Source organism: Rubneribacter sp., from assembly GCF_965361815.1.
The window spans coordinates 37,911-53,753 of the sequence record NZ_CBDTNW010000136.1; the positions used below are offsets into that span (position 1 = coordinate 37,911).

Annotated in this window: 13 protein-coding genes; 5 read left to right on the forward strand and 8 right to left on the reverse strand. The window is 67.5% G+C overall.

What is annotated here, in order from left to right; translation table 11 throughout:
* Positions 1-89: 89 nt before the first annotated feature.
* Genes sufU through sufC form a run of 5 tightly spaced genes read right to left on the reverse strand, consistent with a single transcriptional unit; the run spans position 90 to position 5,463 of the window.
* Entirely contained in the window at positions 90-524 is a 435-nt protein-coding gene (gene sufU, locus ACWKY3_RS10000) for a Fe-S cluster assembly sulfur transfer protein SufU (protein ID WP_449316259.1), read from the reverse strand.
* Complete coding sequence (locus tag ACWKY3_RS10005; RefSeq protein WP_449316260.1) at positions 517-1,752, reverse strand: aminotransferase class V-fold PLP-dependent enzyme; 1,236 nt, start codon at positions 1,750-1,752, stop codon at positions 517-519. Before ACWKY3_RS10005 ends, sufU begins: the two co-directional genes overlap by 8 nt.
* Positions 1,749-3,158 carry a SufB/SufD family protein gene (locus ACWKY3_RS10010; RefSeq protein WP_449316261.1) on the reverse strand — a complete coding sequence of 470 codons (1,410 nt, stop codon included), beginning with the start codon at positions 3,156-3,158 and terminating at the stop codon, positions 1,749-1,751. The genes ACWKY3_RS10005 and ACWKY3_RS10010 overlap by 4 nt, the downstream gene beginning before the upstream one ends.
* Positions 3,158-4,570 (reverse strand): Fe-S cluster assembly protein SufB, encoded by a 1,413-nt coding sequence (gene sufB, locus ACWKY3_RS10015; RefSeq protein ID WP_449316262.1) that lies wholly within the window; start codon positions 4,568-4,570, stop codon positions 3,158-3,160. Before sufB ends, ACWKY3_RS10010 begins: the two co-directional genes overlap by 1 nt.
* An 11-nt stretch (positions 4,571-4,581) precedes the next feature.
* Positions 4,582-5,463 (reverse strand): Fe-S cluster assembly ATPase SufC, encoded by an 882-nt coding sequence (gene sufC / locus ACWKY3_RS10020; RefSeq protein WP_449316263.1) that lies wholly within the window; start codon positions 5,461-5,463, stop codon positions 4,582-4,584.
* Between the two features lie 219 nt (positions 5,464-5,682).
* On the opposite strand from sufC, the gene ACWKY3_RS10025 reads away from it, so the two are divergent.
* Entirely contained in the window at positions 5,683-6,114 is a 432-nt protein-coding gene (locus tag ACWKY3_RS10025; RefSeq protein WP_449316264.1) for an RrF2 family transcriptional regulator, read from the forward strand.
* Here the strand turns inward: ACWKY3_RS10025 and ACWKY3_RS10030 are convergent.
* Together ACWKY3_RS10030 and ACWKY3_RS10035 are read right to left on the reverse strand one after the other, a co-directional pair.
* Positions 6,111-7,763 carry an FAD-dependent oxidoreductase gene (locus ACWKY3_RS10030; protein WP_449316265.1) on the reverse strand — a complete coding sequence of 551 codons (1,653 nt, stop codon included), beginning with the start codon at positions 7,761-7,763 and terminating at the stop codon, positions 6,111-6,113. The two genes, ACWKY3_RS10025 and ACWKY3_RS10030, sit on opposite strands and share 4 nt — an antisense overlap.
* 237 nt (positions 7,764-8,000) lie before the next feature.
* On the reverse strand, positions 8,001-9,476 hold the full coding sequence (locus tag ACWKY3_RS10035; protein ID WP_449316266.1) for an ATP-binding cassette domain-containing protein: 1,476 nt from the start codon (positions 9,474-9,476) through the stop codon (positions 8,001-8,003).
* Between the two features lie 448 nt (positions 9,477-9,924).
* On the opposite strand from ACWKY3_RS10035, the gene ACWKY3_RS10040 reads away from it, so the two are divergent.
* A complete protein-coding gene (locus tag ACWKY3_RS10040; RefSeq protein ID WP_449316267.1) occupies positions 9,925-10,449 on the forward strand; it encodes a DUF6933 domain-containing protein in 525 nt (174 codons plus the stop codon).
* A 63-nt stretch (positions 10,450-10,512) separates the two neighbouring features.
* Here ACWKY3_RS10040 and ACWKY3_RS10045 read toward each other — a convergent pair whose 3' ends face one another.
* A complete protein-coding gene (locus ACWKY3_RS10045) occupies positions 10,513-12,099 on the reverse strand; it encodes an FAD-dependent oxidoreductase (RefSeq protein ID WP_449316268.1) in 1,587 nt (528 codons plus the stop codon).
* Positions 12,100-12,361: 262 nt separating this feature from the next.
* Here ACWKY3_RS10045 and ACWKY3_RS10050 point away from each other — a divergent pair, with 262 nt between their 5' ends.
* The 3 genes from ACWKY3_RS10050 (at position 12,362) to ACWKY3_RS10060 (ending at position 15,447) form a co-directional block, all read left to right on the forward strand.
* Positions 12,362-13,864, forward strand: a complete 1,503-nt coding sequence (locus tag ACWKY3_RS10050) for a helix-turn-helix transcriptional regulator (RefSeq protein WP_449316269.1) — start codon at positions 12,362-12,364, stop codon at positions 13,862-13,864.
* 81 nt (positions 13,865-13,945) lie between these two features.
* Positions 13,946-14,689, forward strand: coding sequence for a tRNA threonylcarbamoyladenosine dehydratase (locus ACWKY3_RS10055; RefSeq protein WP_449316270.1), 744 nt, complete (start codon positions 13,946-13,948; stop codon positions 14,687-14,689).
* Positions 14,686-15,447: a TatD family hydrolase gene (locus tag ACWKY3_RS10060; RefSeq protein WP_449316271.1), complete on the forward strand. Its 762-nt coding sequence runs from the start codon at positions 14,686-14,688 to the stop codon at positions 15,445-15,447. The genes ACWKY3_RS10055 and ACWKY3_RS10060 overlap by 4 nt, the downstream gene beginning before the upstream one ends.
* Positions 15,448-15,843: the final 396 nt, after the last annotated feature.

The window sequence follows — 15,843 nt, forward strand, 5'->3', positions numbered from 1 at the left end:
TGATGCGAAAAGCGAAACTGTTTCGTAATCAAGGGTCTGAAGCGAATTGCAATCTGGCTTGGGTTTGGGTGTGGCGAGATGGGGCAGCGCTACGTTTGAGCGATCTGCTGGTCAAGGAGCGCCTCTAGGGTGCGCCAGGCCAGCTCGGCGCATTTGACGCGGGCGGGCATGCGGGCGATGGACTCAAGTTCGGCGGCTTCGTCGAGGTCTTCGCGCTCGGCGTCGGTGAGCGGCTTGCCTTTGATCATGCCAAGGTAGAGGGCGGTCAGGCGACGCGCCTCGTCAACCGTCTCGCCTGTGACGAGGTCGGCCATCATGTCGGCGGCAGCCTGGCTCACGGCGCATCCGTGGCCGGTGAACGCGGCCTCCTTTATGAGGTTGCCGTCAAGGCGCAGCGCGAGCGTGAGCTCGTCGCCGCAGCTGGGGTTCACGCCGTCGAGCGTGCAGGTGGGTTCGTCCATCTCGTACTTGTAGTCGGGGTGCGCGTTGTGCTCCATGAGCGCCGCAGTGTAGATGCTAGCCATTGAAGGTCCTCCAGACGGTGTCCAAACCGGCGATGAGCGCGTCGATGTCGCCTTCGTCGTTGTAGAACGCGAGCGAGGCGCGGCAGCACGACTCCACGCCAAGCCACGTGAGCAGCGGCTGCGCGCAGTGATGGCCTGCGCGGATGGCCACGCCTCTCTCGTCGAGGATGCTCGCCACGTCGTGCGGGTGAATGCCGCGCACGTTGAAGCTGATGGCGCCATGGTGCTTGTCGGGGTTGGGATGCCCGATGATCTCGAGGTAGTCAAGCGCGGCCAGGCGCTCCATCGCGGCGCGGACGAGCGCCTGCTCGCGTGTCTGCAGCGCATCCCAGCCGACGTCCTCAAGGTAGCTTAAGCCGGCCGAGGTGGCCACGATGCCGGCGGCGTCCTGCGTGCCGGCCTCGAACTTCTCGGGCACGGGCGCCCATACGGCGTCGGTTTGGGTGACCGAGGAGATCATCTCTCCGCCCGTGAGGAAGGGTGGCATGGCCTCGAGCAGCGCGAGCTTGCCCCACAGCACGCCGATGCCGAAGGGGCCGAGCGCTTTATGCGCCGAGAACGCGAAGAAGTCCGCACCGAGGTTCTGCACGTCAACCGGCATATGCGGCACCGATTGCGCGCCGTCCACCACGAGGTAGCCGCCGTGGGCGTGCACGCGCTTTGCCATGGCGTTGACAGGGTTCTCGATGCCGAGCACGTTCGACACGTGGGCCGCCGCGACGATCTTCGTGCGTGGGCCGATTTTCGCGTCAAGCTCCTCGGGCGTGATCACGCCGTTCTCGTCGGGGTACAGGTACACGAGGCGCGCGTCCGCCGCGCGGCACGCCTGCTGCCAGGGGATGAGGTTGCTGTGGTGCTCCATGATGGTGATGCACACCTCGTCGCCCGGCTCGAGCACGGTGGGGGCGAAGGAGCGCGCCACCAGGTTGAGCGCCTCGCTCGCGTTGCGGGCGAACACGATCTCGCGCGCATCCGCCGCGCCGATGAAGCGCGCGATGTGGGCGCGCGCCTGCTCGATGGCCTCGGTGGCCTCGACCGACAGGCGGTACAGGCCGCGCAGGGCGTTCGCGTTCATGTCCTCGTAGAACGCGCGCTGCGCGTCGAGGATGACGGCAGGGCGCTGCGCGGTGGCCGCGCTGTCGAGGAAGGCGAGGTCGGGGTTCGCGGCGAGCAGGGGGAAGTCGGCGCGGTAGGGGTTCGCGGCGATGTCGATGCGATTGCGGCTCATGCGAGTGCCTCCTCGTCTTCGTTTTCGATGTGCATGCCGCGTTGCGTGGCAAGGCGGCCGATGGCGGCGCGGGTGCGCGGGTCGGGCGCGGCGAGGGCCGCCTCCTCGAAGGCGGCGGCGGTGAACAAGCGCTCGGCGTCGTCGGGCGAGATGCCGCGACTGGCCAGGTAGAACAGCTGCTTCGGCGCCACGTGCCCGATGGTGGCGCCGTGGTTGCCGGCCACGTCGTCCTCGTCGCAGAGGATGACGGGAACGGTGCGGTTCGCCACGCGCTCGTCGGCCAACAGCACCGTTTCCTGCTCGGAGCCCGTGGAGCCCTTGCAGCCGTGCGCAAGCTCGATGGTGCCGCGCAGCGTTTTGGAGGATTCGCCGGCCAGCACGCCGTTCGCGTCAAGGTTGCACACGGTGCGCCGTCCGCGCTGATGGGCCACGTAGTTGAAGTCGCGCGTCTCGCGCGCGTGCCCCAGGTAGCGCGTGTCGACGTCGAGGCGCGCGTCGTTGCCGCGCAGGTCGGCCGCAAGGCCCGTGTAGGCGCGGCCTGCGCCGAGCACCGTTTGGCGCACCCGCACGCAGGCGCGCTCGTCAGCTAAGATGCCCGCGTCGTCGAGCGCGATCCAGCTGTCGTCGAGCGTCTGCGTGCTCATGATGTCCACGCGCGCGTCGGCGCCGGCGAACACGCGCAGCCGCGTGCCCACGACGCCCGCGCCCGGCTCGGGCGAGTCGAGCCCTATGGCGAGGGAGAGAAACGACCCGGGAGCGGCCACGACGTCGATGGCCGCCGCGTTGGCCGCGCCGTCCACGCCCGTGACGCGCACCGTGGCGCAGGCGCGCTCGCCCGTACGGGTGGCGAACACAATGGGCTCGCCCGCCACGAATTCAAGGTACTCGGAAGCCTCGGGTCCCATCCCGGTAGAGAAGACGTCGGCAGGCGAGAGGTGCCGGGCTTCAAGAGCCTCCATTTGAAAAGAGGAGAGAGCCGGCTTGTCGATGGCGACGCTTTCGCCGATGGCCGCCTCTTTCCCCGTGGTTGCCCCTCCGTCTATGGCAGCCCTGCCATCTTTGGCTGCAGCGGGGCTTTCCTGGCCGTCAACCTGGTGCGCAGCCGACGTCGGGAGGCTCGCGGGTTCGCCAAGGGATGCCTCCGAATCGGCTGCGCACGTGGCGGGTTGACCCCCGGCTTCGCCGGCGGCCATGAAAGAAGTGGCGGCCGTGAAGGGGGAGAAGGGGATTGCGGCCAAAGCTTCCTCGAACGCCCCGGCGTCTCCCCGCAGCCCTTTCTCGGCTTGCACTTCCACCTTCTGCGCGGCTTCCAGCACGGGCAGCTCAATGTTCACGTCGTTTACGCCCAGGCGGTGCCAGGTGGGGGCGGGCAGGGCGTTCGCGTGTTCTATCGTGAGGGTCTCCATTATCCGATGGCCCCTTCCATTTCAAGTTTGATCAGGCTGTTCATTTCCACGGCGTACTCGAGCGGCAGCTCTTTGGACACGGGATCGGCAAACCCGTTCACAATCATCGTGCGCGCCTCCTCTTCCGACACGCCGCGGCTCATGAGGTAGAACACCTTATCGTCGCCGATGCGGCCGATGGTGGCCTCGTGACCGATGTCCACGTGCTTGCAGCGGATGTCCATGGCTGGGATGGTGTCCGAGCGGCTCATATCGTCGAGCATGAGCGACTGGCACGACACGCTTGCAGCCGAACCGGTCGCGCGCTCGGTGGCCACGATGGACGAGCGGAACGTGGACGCGCCGCCGCCCTTCGAGATGGACTTCGTCTCCACGGTGGCCGACGTGTCGGGCGCCGCCAACACCGCCTTGCAGCCGGTGTCGAGGTTCTGTCCCGCGCCGGCAAACGTGATGCCCGTGAAGCTGGACGTGGCCCCCCGGCCCGCCAGGATGGACATGGGGTAGAGGTAGCCCACGTGGCTGCCGAACGACCCGCTGATCCACTCGACAGTCCCGCCTTCCTGCACGACGGCGCGCTTCGTGTTGAGGTTGTACATGTTCTTCGACCAGTTCTCGATGGTCGAGTACCGCAGCGACGCGCGCTTGCCCACGAACAGCTCCACCGCGCCGGCGTGCAGGTTCGCCACGTTGTACTTCGGCGCCGAGCAGCCCTCGATGAAGTGCAGGCTCGCGTCGTCCTCCACGATGATGAGCGTGTGCTCGAACTGCCCCGCGCCCTTGGCGTTGAGGCGGAAGTAGCTTTGCAGCGGGAAGTCGAGCTTGACGCCCTTCGGCACGTACACGAACGAGCCGCCGCTCCACACCGCGCCGTGCAGCGCGGCGAACTTGTGGTCAGTGGGCGGGATGAGCGTCATGAACTTCTCGCGGATGAGCGCCTCCCACTGCGGCTCACGCAGCGCCTCTTCGATGCCCGAATACACGATGCCCATGTCGGAGGCCGTTTTCTGCATGTTGTGGTACACAAGCTCCGAGTCGTACTGCGCGCCGACGCCGGCCAGGTAGGCGCGCTCGGCCTCCGGGATGCCCAGGCGGTCGAAGGTGTTCTTCACGTCATCAGGCAGGCTCTCCCAATCGCTTTGCTGGTCGGTGTTGGGCTTCACGTACGTCACGATGTGGTCCATGTCCAGGCCGTCGAGCGCCGGACCCCAGTCGGGAGTGGCGAGACGATGGTAGGTTTCAAGGGACTTCAGGCGGAAGTCGAGCATCCAGGCAGGCTCGTCCTTCTTGGCCGAGATCTCGCGGACGATGTCGGGCGTGAGGCCCGCGGCCAGGCGCTCGGCGTCCGTTTCGACGTCCGCGATGTCGTAGAGGGCGCGGTCGACGTCCTCCACGTAGGTGCGTTCCTTGGTCACGGCGGCCTCCTTTAGCGGGTTGCGGCGGTTTGGGCGGCGCGGTCCGCGCTTGCCGGCGACGGGTCGGCCTGCCGGGCGGCTTCGGCGCCGTCGCCGCGCGCGTTCGGGGCCGCGCCTCCGTTCCGGGCCGCGTCCTCGGCCGCGCGCTCGAACCGCTCGAAGCCGTGCGCGTCTATTTCGGCGACAAGTGACGCGTCGCCCTCGGCCACGATGCGCCCGCGCACCATCACGTGCACGCGGTCGACGTCGAGGCGCTCTAAGATGCGGGTGTTGTGCGTGATGACGACGAGCGCGCCGTCCGAGGTGCGGCGGTAGGCGTCGATGCCGCGCGACACCACGCCGAGCGCGTCCACGTCAAGTCCCGAATCCGTCTCGTCGAGGATGGCCAGCTTCGGCTGCAGCAACAGCAGCTGCAGCATCTCCAGCTTCTTCTTCTCGCCGCCGGAGAAGCCCACGCCCAGCTCGCGGTCCAGGTAGGACGGGTCCATGTCCAGTTTCTCGGCCAGCGCGCGCACGCGTTTGCGGAACTGCTTGCCCTTGAGGTCCAAGCCGTCGCGCCCCGCCGCCGCGGCGCGCAGGAAGCTTGACACCGGTACGCCGGGAATCTCCGCAGGCGCCTGGAAACTCAGGAAAAGGCCCGCGCGCGAGCGCTTGTCGGGGGAGAGGCCGGCGAGGCTTTGGCCGTCGAAGAGGATGCGGCCGCCGTCAAGGCTGTAGGCGGGGTCGCCCATGATCACGTGGCCGAGCGTGGATTTGCCCGCGCCGTTGGGGCCCATGATCACATGGGTCTGGCTTGCGCCGACGGCCAGATCGACGCCGTGCAGGATGGGGGAGTCCTCCGCAGAGGCCGAGAGGCTTTCGATGGAGAGGAGGGGCGCGCTCGTCTTCGTCATGTCCGTGCCTTTCTTTAATCCTATAGTTTTTATAGGATTAAAATACGGCGAGGCGCCGTATTGTCAAGGAGCAATCTGGTGAAGATGCTAGAATCTAGGGAAACGTCACAGAGGCGCGCTCATCCGGGCGGCTCGTTCGAGGGGGCGCCGACGCGCTTTCAGGCGGCAAGGCGGCTGTTTTTCGCAGGATGCGCGGGAGGATAGGGAAAGGACGGACGAATGCTCGTGTCGACGAAAGGGCGCTACGCTCTGCGGCTCATGGTGCGCGTCGCCCGAGGCGGCGAGGGCGGGCGGGTGTCGCTGCGCGAGGCGTCGGAAGCCGAGGGCATTTCGCTCAAGTACCTCGAGCAGCTGGCGCGGCCGCTTGTGCAGGCGGGCCTTCTGCGCAGCGTGCGCGGCAAAGGCGGCGGTTACGCGCTCGCATGCGAGCCGTCGGCGATCAGGGCGGGCGATGTGCTGCGCGCCGTGGAGGGCACGACCGCGCCGGTGGCGTGCCTGGCGCTTGGGGAGGGCGAGGAGTGCCCGCGCGAGGGCTTCTGCAGCACCGTGCGGTTTTGGGCGGGGCTCGACGATGTGATCGAGCGTTATGTGAACGGCACGACCTTGGCCGACCTGGCCGACTCGGCCGATTCCGGCCAGGTCGACCGCTAGCGCCTCTCAGGCGCCTCGGCGGGATCCGCGGGCAGCGGGAGCGTCCGGGGGCGGCCCTCGGCGTCCAGCTCGACGCGCAGCGGGCGGGCCTGGGCGGGATCTGCGACGGGGAAGTCGGCGCGGAAGTGCGCGCCGCGGCTTTCCGTGCGCGCGAGGGCGGTTGCGGCGAAAGCCTCGGCCAGCGCGAGCTGCCGACGCACGAGGGAGGCGTTGGCAGCCGCCGTCGCGTCCTTTGTGGCGCGCGCTTCGTCTTTCGCGCGGTCGGAGAGCTGCCGCAGGGTGGCGAGGGCTTGTTCTAGCCCGTCTGCCGTGCGGACGATCATGCACGACTCCGTCATGATGTGGCGCAGCTCGCGCGCGATCGCGGGGGCGTCGGGCAGCGCGGTTGCGGGGATGTCCGCAGAGAGCGAGGCGCCGTCCCCTCTGTCGCCGCGCCCCTGCGCCCAGGTTGCCGCCGCGCGTCCGGCGCGCCCGCCGAACACGAGGCCGTTCGCGCTCGAAAGGCCGCCTATGCGGTCGGCTCCGTGCATGCCGCCTGTGGCCTCGCCGCAGGCGAACAGGCCCGGCACGCCGCAGGATCCGTCAGAGTCGATGAGGATGCCGCCGTTGGCCGCATGGGCGTACGGCGCGATGCGCAGCTCGTCGGAGGGTCGCACGCCCGCCGCCTCCTCAAGCCAGTCGAAGTAGGTGCGCACGAATTCGGGAAGCTTTCCGCCTCCGGTGCGGTAGCGCACGACAAGCCCCTCCGGTCGCGCGGCGTCCATGGCGAGGTCGATCGCGCGCGACGAGAGCCGCGCGGTGAAGGGGCCGTGGCCCGAGCGTTCCTCGAGAAGCGCTTGGACGTCGGGTCGGCCCGCGAAAGGATCCGTGCCGTCCGGGTTGCGCAGATCGACGTGGCGAAACGTCTTCTCGTTGAACACGATGCCGCTCACGGGGCTCGCAAGGCCCGGCATCATCTGCATGAACTCGAGGTTGACGAGCGCGCATCCGTGCGCGAGCGCCACCGCGTGCGCGCCGCCCGCCACGTCGTTGGCGGTGAGCCGCCGCTCGAACAGGCCCCCGAACCCGCCTGTGGCGAGCACCGTCGCCTTGCTTCCCACCAGCTCGAAACGCCCCTTGTCGCGTGCGGCCAGCACCGCGCCCGCAACGGCGTCGTCCTGTTCCACGAGGTCGACAAGCTCGCGTCCGGGCAGCACCTCCACGCCGAGGCGCGCAAGCTCGCGTCCTGCCGCCTCCTCGTAGCTTTCGCGCACGATGCCGCGCCAAAGCCGGTGCTTGCGGTCGAAGCAGGGCACGAACTCCCGCTCGTCGGGGCGGTCCGGGTGCAGGAGGCGCACGCCGATCTTCTCAAGCCCGTCGATGGCGGCGGGGATGTCCCGCACGAACGTCGAGACGAGGCCGGGGTCGGCCACGCCGCAGCCGACATCGAGTATCGCGCGGACAAGATCGTCCTCGTCGTCGGGCGATTCCGGGCCCACAAGCCCCAAACCCCACGTGCCGGGGTAGAAGCTTGAGCCCGAGAACAGCGCGCCGGCGCATGCGAGCGCCGTTCGCGCGCCTGATCGCGCTGCATGCAGGGCTGCCGTGGTGCCGGCGATGCCGCCTCCCACCACGAGCACGTCGAACGTTCGCGTTTCCTCGATTTCCATGCGCTTCCTCTTTCTTGATCGGCCGCATCGCAACCTACCCCATGCGCGTTCTCGCGTCAAGCGCTTGGGGCCGGGGGCGGTTATGCGGAGGCGGGAGGCGACGCGGGCCGGGGTCCGGCGGGGGCATGTGTGGGCCGTCCCGCCCTCCTTCGCCCTGCTCTCCGCTAAGCCGCCGTTGACACGGACCCTGCAAGCGGTGGCTTGCCCGTGTCGACGGCGGTTTGGCAGAGAGCTGCCTCATCGAACCTCGACGCGGCCGCCTCCGACGTCCCAGCGGATGCCTGTGCAAGCGGCGAGGAAATCCCGGTCGTGGGAGACCACGACGAGCGCGCCGGGATAGGCCGCCAACGCCCGTTCCAGCGCCTCGGCGGAGTGAAGGTCCAGGTGGTTGGTGGGCTCGTCCATCACGATGAGCGCCGGTCCGTCCAGCACGCCTTCGGCCACCATGAGCTTGCGCAGCTCTCCCGGGCTCACGTTCTCGCCGGACAGGATGCGCTCGGCGTCCGAGTTGAGCTGCGCGACAACCGACAGGATGCGTCCCTTGCGGGCCTCGTCGGCCGCGCGCAAGCGCTCGATCGCCTCGCGCGCGGCTTTGGGCGGCACCTCCTGCGGCACCACGAGCGTGGGGATGTCGTTCGGAAGGCGCTCCAGAAGATGGTGGACGAGCGTTGATTTGCCCGCACCGTTTGGCCCCGCTATGCCGATGTGGTCGGTCCTGCCAACCGCCAGCGCGGGCAGGGAGAGCATCCCCTGCCCGCACGGCACGGCATGCGCGTCCATGAACAAGAGCGTCGGCCGGGGATGGGGCTTCGCGTCCAGCCAAAGGGACCCGTCGTAACGCTTGGCCACGCGGATCTGCCGCTCCTTTTGCCGCGCGCGGGCGGCGCGGGCCTCCATGGCGGACGCGAGCGCGCCCGCCTTGCCGTCTTGCCCGGTGAACACGGCCAGGCGTCGTTTGGCCCTTCCGTCGCTGTCGTGCTTGTCCAGATGGCGGGCGCTCAGGCGCGCCGCCGTCCGCGCGGCCTGGTGCGCCCGCGCGTCGGCCTCGGCGGCAAGGCGGGCCGCCTCCCGCTTGGCGGCCGCCTTCCGGGACAGAGCCTCTGCCCGCTCGCGCTCGCTTTGGGCGCGCGCCTGGTCGTAGGCGCCCGGCCGCTGCACCCAGGCGCCGTCCTCGTGCATGAGGCAGCTGCTTGCCAGGCTGTTCAGCAGCTCGCGGTCGTGGGAGATGAGCAGCCCTATGCCGGGGAACTTTCGCAGCGCGTGCGTGAGCTGAACCCGGCAAGGGGCGTCCACGTGGTTCGTGGGCTCGTCGAGCACCAGCACGTCGGGGCTTTGCCAAAGGGCGACGGCCGCCTGGATCTTCTTCCGCTCGCCGAAGCTCAGGGCGTCAAAGCGCCAGGGCATGTCATCCTCGATGCCCAGGCTTGCGCGCAAAAGGACGGCCTCGCGCGAGAAGTCGCAGGCGAAGTCCTCCAGCAGGGCGGGCGGTTCGGCGGCGCTTTGGGGGCAGTAGGCGCTTGCGAGGTGCGGAAACACCTCGCCGGCGTCGGGTGCCAGCAGTCCGCAGGCAATGCGGGCGAGCGTGCTTTTGCCGCATCCGTTGTCGCCGACGATGCCGCACCAGCCGACGGCGAAGGTGGCGGAGACGTTGCGAAGGGCCGGCTCGGGCGATGCGGGGTAGGTGTAGGCGATGTTGCGAAGGGTGAGAACCATAGATGACCTCCTGATGGCAAGAGGCCGTGCGCGGGCGGGTCGCAGGGGTTCGCGGAAAGGGCGGACCGGGCGGTCCGGTGGGCCAGGGGCATGAAGCTGCGATGCGGGTCCGCGCACGGCCGCGCCGCGTGGGCGCAGCGGACGTGTCGGATGGGCGGCATCGCTAGAACTTCATGTATCGCGCTCCTGTCGTCGGCGGGCGCTTGGCATAGGGGCGCCTGCGGGTTGGTTGCGCGCGAGAGTATAGCATGCGCGGTGCCGGAAGGCAAGGGCGAGGGGTTCGGCGGGGGCGGGGCGCGTGTGGCGAGCCGGCTTCGCGGGTGTTGGCGGGGAGGCAGCCCGATGCCGGCGAGCACGGGCGGGGCGAACGGACGTCTTCTTGCCTGCGCGCACGCGCGCGTCCGGGTATACTGTGCGCAGCGAGAGGACGACCGGAGAAGGAGGGGTTGTGCAGCTGGGCGTCACCATACCGTTGCAGCGGTTCTTACGGCTGCCGCGCCCGCCCTACGGCGAGGCGGACGATCCGCTGTTTTGCTGGGAGGCGCATCGCGTGCGGCTCGACGGGTGCGACGTGCTGCTGGCGGTGAACGCGAGCAACCGCTTTCTTGCAGCGGCATGCATGCAGCCGGGCGACTGGGCGGGCTGGGAGGGTGTTGCGGTCGCGTCGATGCGCGCGGCGCTTGCGCAGGCGGGCGTGGGCGGGCCTGCGGCGGACGCGTACTTGTTTTTCGCCGGAGCTCCCGAGGTCACGCGCACCCACGGGCGGCGACCGGTGGCGTTTCTCAACGTGCTGGCGGACAAGCTGCTCTCGGGGCCGGCGCGCGTCGACCCCGAGAGCTCCTTCCAGCCCGAGCTGTGCCGCTTCGCCAACGACGAGCTGCCCGGCCGCGCGGCGGGCTTCGAAGGCTTGGGCCTTGCGTCCGAACGCTTCGCAGCCGATCTGAGGCGGCTCGGCATAGGAGAGCCGACCTAGGCGTGGCGCGTGAGCGCAAGGCGATGCAAAGCGCAAGGTGCGAGGTTTCCGCTTCGCGCAGGGTTAGGCGGCCGTTTCCTCGCTGCCGGACTCGGCGGCGGCGTTCCTTCCGGCGATGATGCCGAAAGTGAGGACGTCGGCGACTGACGCCCCGCTTCCCATGTACCAACCGAAGATGCTGCCCGAGTTTCGCCCTGCGGCGTACAGGCCTGGGATGACGTTGCCGTCGCGGTCGAGTACGTGCGCGTCGGTGTCTATCTTGAGGCCGCCGCATGTGCCGATCACGCATGCCTCCGAACCGCATGCGTGCACGTGGTAGGGACCCTGCTCGAGCGGGACGAGGAATTGCGGGTCTTTGCCGAACTCGCGATCCTCCCCTAGGGATGCGGACTCGTTGTAGAAGGCGATCGTTGCGCCCATCACGGCCGGGTTGGCGCCCACGGCTGCTGCCACCTCGTCAATGGAGTTGCACGTGGCAACCGGCTCCCCGAGTATCTTTGCGGCGCCTCCCTCCGTTTCGGCTCGGTCGTCAAGGATGAGGAAGCAGCGCTCGGTCGACGCTGCCATGATGGCCCTCCCAACGAACGTGTTGTACTCGTCCTCGGCGACGATGCGGCGTCCGTGCCCGTCCACGAGCACTCCGCGCGGGAGGGCGTCGCTCATTGTGGATAGCGGCTTGCCTATCTGAAAGCATCCCATCCCGCGTGTGGCGGCGCCGACGGCCTGCCCCATGAGGATGCCCGATCCGTTCTCGTTACCTGCCGAGATGAGGGATTGGCCATGCCTGTTGGTGTGCGGGTAATGCTCGGCCATCATGCTCTCGTTGTCGGCGAATCCTCCGGCAGTCAGGACAACGGCCTTGCGTGCGCGGATGGCGATTTCGCCGTCCTTCCCCTCTGCCGACACGCCTACAACGCGCCCCTCGGCGTCCGTCACGAGGCGCTTTCCGGCGGTCTCCGTGAGCACCTCGACGCCTAAGGCGTCAGCGGTTGATTGGAGGGCGGAGAAGACATCTGCGCCCGATGAGTTGGGCAGCGAGGAGTGGCCACGGGGAACGGGCGGGGTGATCTCGGCGAAGGCGCGCGCTTGCTCGTTGCCGGTGTAGAACAGCGTGTAGCCTTTCTTGTTGAAGCTGTTGATGTGGGGGCCGGGATACAGCTCGCCGCCTTCGAAATCCATGCCGCATCCGACGCACCAGTCGTAGAGTTGCGGCGAGAAATCGCAGAGAACCTTGAGCGCCTCCTGGTTGGCCGCTGCGCCGCCGGCGGCGCACATGTAATCGTAGAAGGCCTCCACGCTGTCCTTTAGCCCGAACTTCTTCTGCAGCGGAGTGTCCGCCATGAGGATTGATCCCCCGCATGCCGCAGTCGATCCTCCGGGGTGATCGAGCTCCTCCAAAACAACGACTTCGGCGCCCGCCCGTTTCGCCTCGATGGCCGCCGCCCCTCCGGCGCCGCCGAACCCGACGATCACAACGTCGGCCTCCTTGTCCCATGAGACGTTCTCGCTCGCAGCGGTTGCCGCCGAACGAGCCTCATCGGCTTCCTGCCCTTGGGGCGAGCATCCTGTCAGGCCTATCGCTCCGGCCGTCAATGCTGCGGCGCCTCCGAACTCCAGGAACGCGCGTCGAGTGATGGGTTTTTCGGGCATGATCCTCCTCCTGTTCCCTCATGTTCCCTTGCTTGCGATCTTTGTCGAATCGGGATTGATTCGACGTTTTGAATATGGCATACAATAGCGGTTGAGTTCAATGGCTATTTGCTGCGAGTGAAATCTATTTTCGCAGGTCAAATGGTCACTAGGGGTGGGGGATTTTTGGACTTCCCCTCTCACCCGCACCGGGTGACAAGCTTGTTTCCCGGTAAATCAAGGGGTTGGCGGTTCGTCGTGGCGTTTCGGGGAAGGGGCGAGGATGCAAGACGGTGGTCGCACGAAGACGAGGGTCGGTCGGCTTGCGCGGTCGATAGCTGAAACCGCTGCAGAGGATACGGCCCTCTGGGTCAGCTTCTGCGTGTTCTGGCTGTGGCCATGGCTCCTGTCGAACTCGGCCGCTCGTTTTCAGGAGTCGTTGGCCGGGCAGGGTGTGCCGCTTTTCTTTGTCTTGTTCGACAGGCTCTCCTTCTTCGCCTTTCTCGGATCGACGTTGCTTGTGTTTGCCGTTGTCTATCGTCTGCATGGGAAGCGAATTCCCCGCGGGTTCTCTCCGTACGTTGTGAGCACCTCGCTTGCGCTCGCCTCCTTTCTTGCGCTTGCGGTGTTCCAGATCGGTTTTGACGATCCGGTTGTCCTGATCGGGCTTGTGGCAGCAAGATCGCTCTTTGGCGGCATTGGCATTGCGCTGCTGTGTTTGGAATGCGGGATGTCGTTTGGGATGATAGGGGCCCATAAGACGCTTTTGTGCGGAGCGATCGCGACCGTTGCGAGCGCTGCTGCGGCTTTCGTCCTCGCATCGGCTCCCGTGCTGGTTTCCCAGATCGCGCTTGTGCTGCTTGCAGTGGTTTGTGCGTTTTCGCTGAGGGCGGTGTCACGAAAGCGGGCGGCTCTCGAAGGGGGCGCGATGTCGGAGTCGTCGTCTGTCGTGTCGGCGGATTCGGTTCGCATTCCGTGGAAGCTCACCATCACGACGATCGTCTGGACAGGTTCGTTCGGAGCGGTTTCCGCGGTGTTTGAATTTGGATCGTACTGGTCCGATTACGGACTGGCTTCCTATGCCTGCGCCGCCTTCGGGCTGCTTGCATGCATGGCGTATCTCAAGGTGAATTTCAACGACCTCATCTACAAAGCCGGGTTTCTCGTGGCGGCTGCGGGGCTCGCGCTCATGTTGTATTCGGGAACGCTGTCCCCCGAAGGCTACATGCTCTTCGTTGCGGGGTACCGGTTCATCGAGCTTTTGGTGTGGGGGCTTTACGCCCACCTGATTCGCACGCGGAGCCTGTCTCCCCTCTGGACCGTCTCCTTGAACGTTGGGGTGTGGACGCTTGGCCGTTTTTTCGGGTATCTTGCGGGTTACGCCGTTCTCGGTCGGCCGGTGGCGGCGTTCGGGGAGGAAGCGTTCGCGCTTGTGCTTTCCGTGGAGCTCCTTTTGCTCGTGAGCGCCCTGTTCCTTTCGAACCGCAACAATTTCGTCGAAGGATGGGGGATGGAGCGTGTGATCGACAGGCATAGAAGCGAGCGGCAGATAGCGTATTGCTGCGATCGCATTGCGTCGCAGTGCGATCTTACGCTCAAGGAAAGGGAGATTCTTGCGTATCTGGCCAAGGGAATGTCGAGGACCGAAATAAGCGACGAGCTTGTCGTCTCTCCCGAGACGACGAAGACCCATGTGCGCCATATCTACCGAAAACTGGGAGTGGGGTCGCGCGAGGAGATTCTCGATATGATAGACGAGGAGATAGCACTGTCGAACGACTGCTGACCTCGTGCGCTTCCGGCGTTTCGCAGGGCGTGCGCGCCGCGCCGTGCTACCATGGTCGCCGACGGAAAGGAGCGGTGGGTCATGGAGGCAGGCGGCGGGAGCGCCACGGAAAAGCTCGAGCTCATCATGGGGCGCGGCGGCGTCGAGCGTTTGGCGGCATCTGCGGTGATGGTGCTGGGGCTTGGCGGCGTGGGGTCGAACTGCGTCGAGGCGCTGGCGCGCGGCGGCGTGGGGCGGTTCGTGGTGCTTGACCGCGACGTGGTGCAGAAAAGCAACATCAACCGCCAGGCCATCGCGTTTCACAGCACGCTTGGGCGCAAGAAGGCCGAGGTCGTGCGGGAGATGATCGCCGACATCAATCCGGCGGCGCAGGTGGAGGCGCTCGATCGGTTCCTCCTGGCCAAGGACGTGCCCGCGTTTCTGGGCGCGTACGCCGGCCAAGTGGACTACGTGGTGGACGCCATCGACACCGTCTCGACGAAGCTCGCCATCGCCCAGTACGCCGACGAGCACGGCCTGCGCCTGATCAGCAGCATGGGGGCGGCGAACAAGCTGCGGCCCGAGTGCTTTCGCGTGGCCGACGTGTACGACACGGTGAACTGCCCCTTGTGCCGCATCATGCGCAAGGAAGGCCGCAAGCGCGGCATCCGCCGCCTGCGCGTGCTCTACTCGTGCGAGCAGCCCGTGGACGTGCCCGTGCGCGAGGGCGCGCAGCGGCGCGAGCGGTCGAACCTCGGCACGGCCTCGTTCGTGCCTCCCATCATGGGGCAGATGATCGCCGGCGAGGTGCTTTGCGAACTGGCCGGCGTGGAGCGCGGACGATGACGGGGTTGCAGCTGTTCGACATGCACTGTCATCTGGACTTTGCGCCGGATGCGCGGGCGGCGGCGCGCGGATTGGCAAAGCGCGAGGCGGGGGCGTTCTCGGTCACGGTGGAGCCGTCGGGCTTTGAACGCTCCTCGGCGCTGCTCGCGGGCTGCGAAAACATGCGTGTGGGGCTGGGGTTGCATCCGTGGTGGGTCGCTGAGGGTCGCTGCGGGGAGGCGGACGTGGAGGCGTTCGCGCGCTTGGCTAGAGCGACGCGCTTCATTGGCGAGGTGGGGCTTGACTTCGGGAAGCGCTGCGAGGGCGCGCGTGAGGCGCAGGTGGCGGCGTTTGCGCGCGTGGCGGAGGCGTGCGTGGACGGGGGACGCGTGCTGTCGGTCCATGCGGTGCGCGCCACAGCCGACGTGCTTGACGCGCTTGCGGGGGCGGGCGCGCTCGGCGGCAACGCGGTGGTGTTCCACTGGTTCTCGGGAACCTCCGACGAGCTGGGTCGGGCCGTGGACGCGGGCTGCTTTTTCTCGCTGAACCCGCGCATGCTGGCTTCGAGGCGCGGGCGGGCGTACGCGCGGGCCATCCCCGAGGACCGTCTGCTGCTGGAAACCGACGCGCCCGGGCAGTCCGGCGATCCGTACGACCCTGCGGCCGAGGTCGCGCTCCTCGAGCGCATGCTCGACGACCTGGCCGATCTGCGCGCGGTTTCGCGCGGGCGCCTTGCCGCCCGCATCGCCGAGACGGGCGCGCGGCTGCTCGACCTCTGAGGCGCTGCGCTCATCTGGAGGATTCTCGGGTCCTGCGGCCGCCCGGCCCCCTCCCGGCGCACCGAGGTCCTCCGAAGGCCCCCTCCCCCTGTCTTGGCCGCAAAATGAACCCTATGGCACGCAAAGGGGCGGTTTTCCGTGGCAAGGCCGGATCGCGGTTTTTGCGACCTGGGCTTTTCCGGTCGCTGCAGTCGAGAGGACCGCGAAAAGGGCTTCGAGTGTGCCACAGGGCGCGATTCGCGGCCAAGGCGGGGGTTCTCTCTGATAAACCAGCGTTGACGCGGACCTCGCTGGCGGGTGGCCGGCCCATGTCAACGGTGGCTTAGCAGCGGACGGGGGTTCGGGTGGCGAGAAATCACCGAAGTCGGAAGGATGTCGGCGGCTTCGGTGTCGGCG

Coding starts and splice junctions, on each gene's coding strand:
- sufU (WP_449316259.1), bottom strand. CDS start 524: ATGGCTAGCATCTACACTGCGGCGCTCATGGAGCACAACGCGCACCCC.
- ACWKY3_RS10005 (WP_449316260.1), bottom strand. CDS start 1,752: ATGAGCCGCAATCGCATCGACATCGCCGCGAACCCCTACCGCGCCGAC.
- ACWKY3_RS10010 (WP_449316261.1), bottom strand. CDS start 3,158: ATGGAGACCCTCACGATAGAACACGCGAACGCCCTGCCCGCCCCCACC.
- sufC (WP_449316263.1), bottom strand. CDS start 5,463: ATGACGAAGACGAGCGCGCCCCTCCTCTCCATCGAAAGCCTCTCGGCC.
- ACWKY3_RS10025 (WP_449316264.1), top strand. CDS start 5,683: ATGCTCGTGTCGACGAAAGGGCGCTACGCTCTGCGGCTCATGGTGCGC.
- ACWKY3_RS10030 (WP_449316265.1), bottom strand. CDS start 7,763: ATGGAAATCGAGGAAACGCGAACGTTCGACGTGCTCGTGGTGGGAGGC.
- ACWKY3_RS10035 (WP_449316266.1), bottom strand. CDS start 9,476: ATGGTTCTCACCCTTCGCAACATCGCCTACACCTACCCCGCATCGCCC.
- ACWKY3_RS10045 (WP_449316268.1), bottom strand. CDS start 12,099: ATGCCCGAAAAACCCATCACTCGACGCGCGTTCCTGGAGTTCGGAGGC.
- ACWKY3_RS10050 (WP_449316269.1), top strand. CDS start 12,362: ATGCAAGACGGTGGTCGCACGAAGACGAGGGTCGGTCGGCTTGCGCGG.
- ACWKY3_RS10055 (WP_449316270.1), top strand. CDS start 13,946: ATGGAGGCAGGCGGCGGGAGCGCCACGGAAAAGCTCGAGCTCATCATG.
- ACWKY3_RS10060 (WP_449316271.1), top strand. CDS start 14,686: ATGACGGGGTTGCAGCTGTTCGACATGCACTGTCATCTGGACTTTGCG.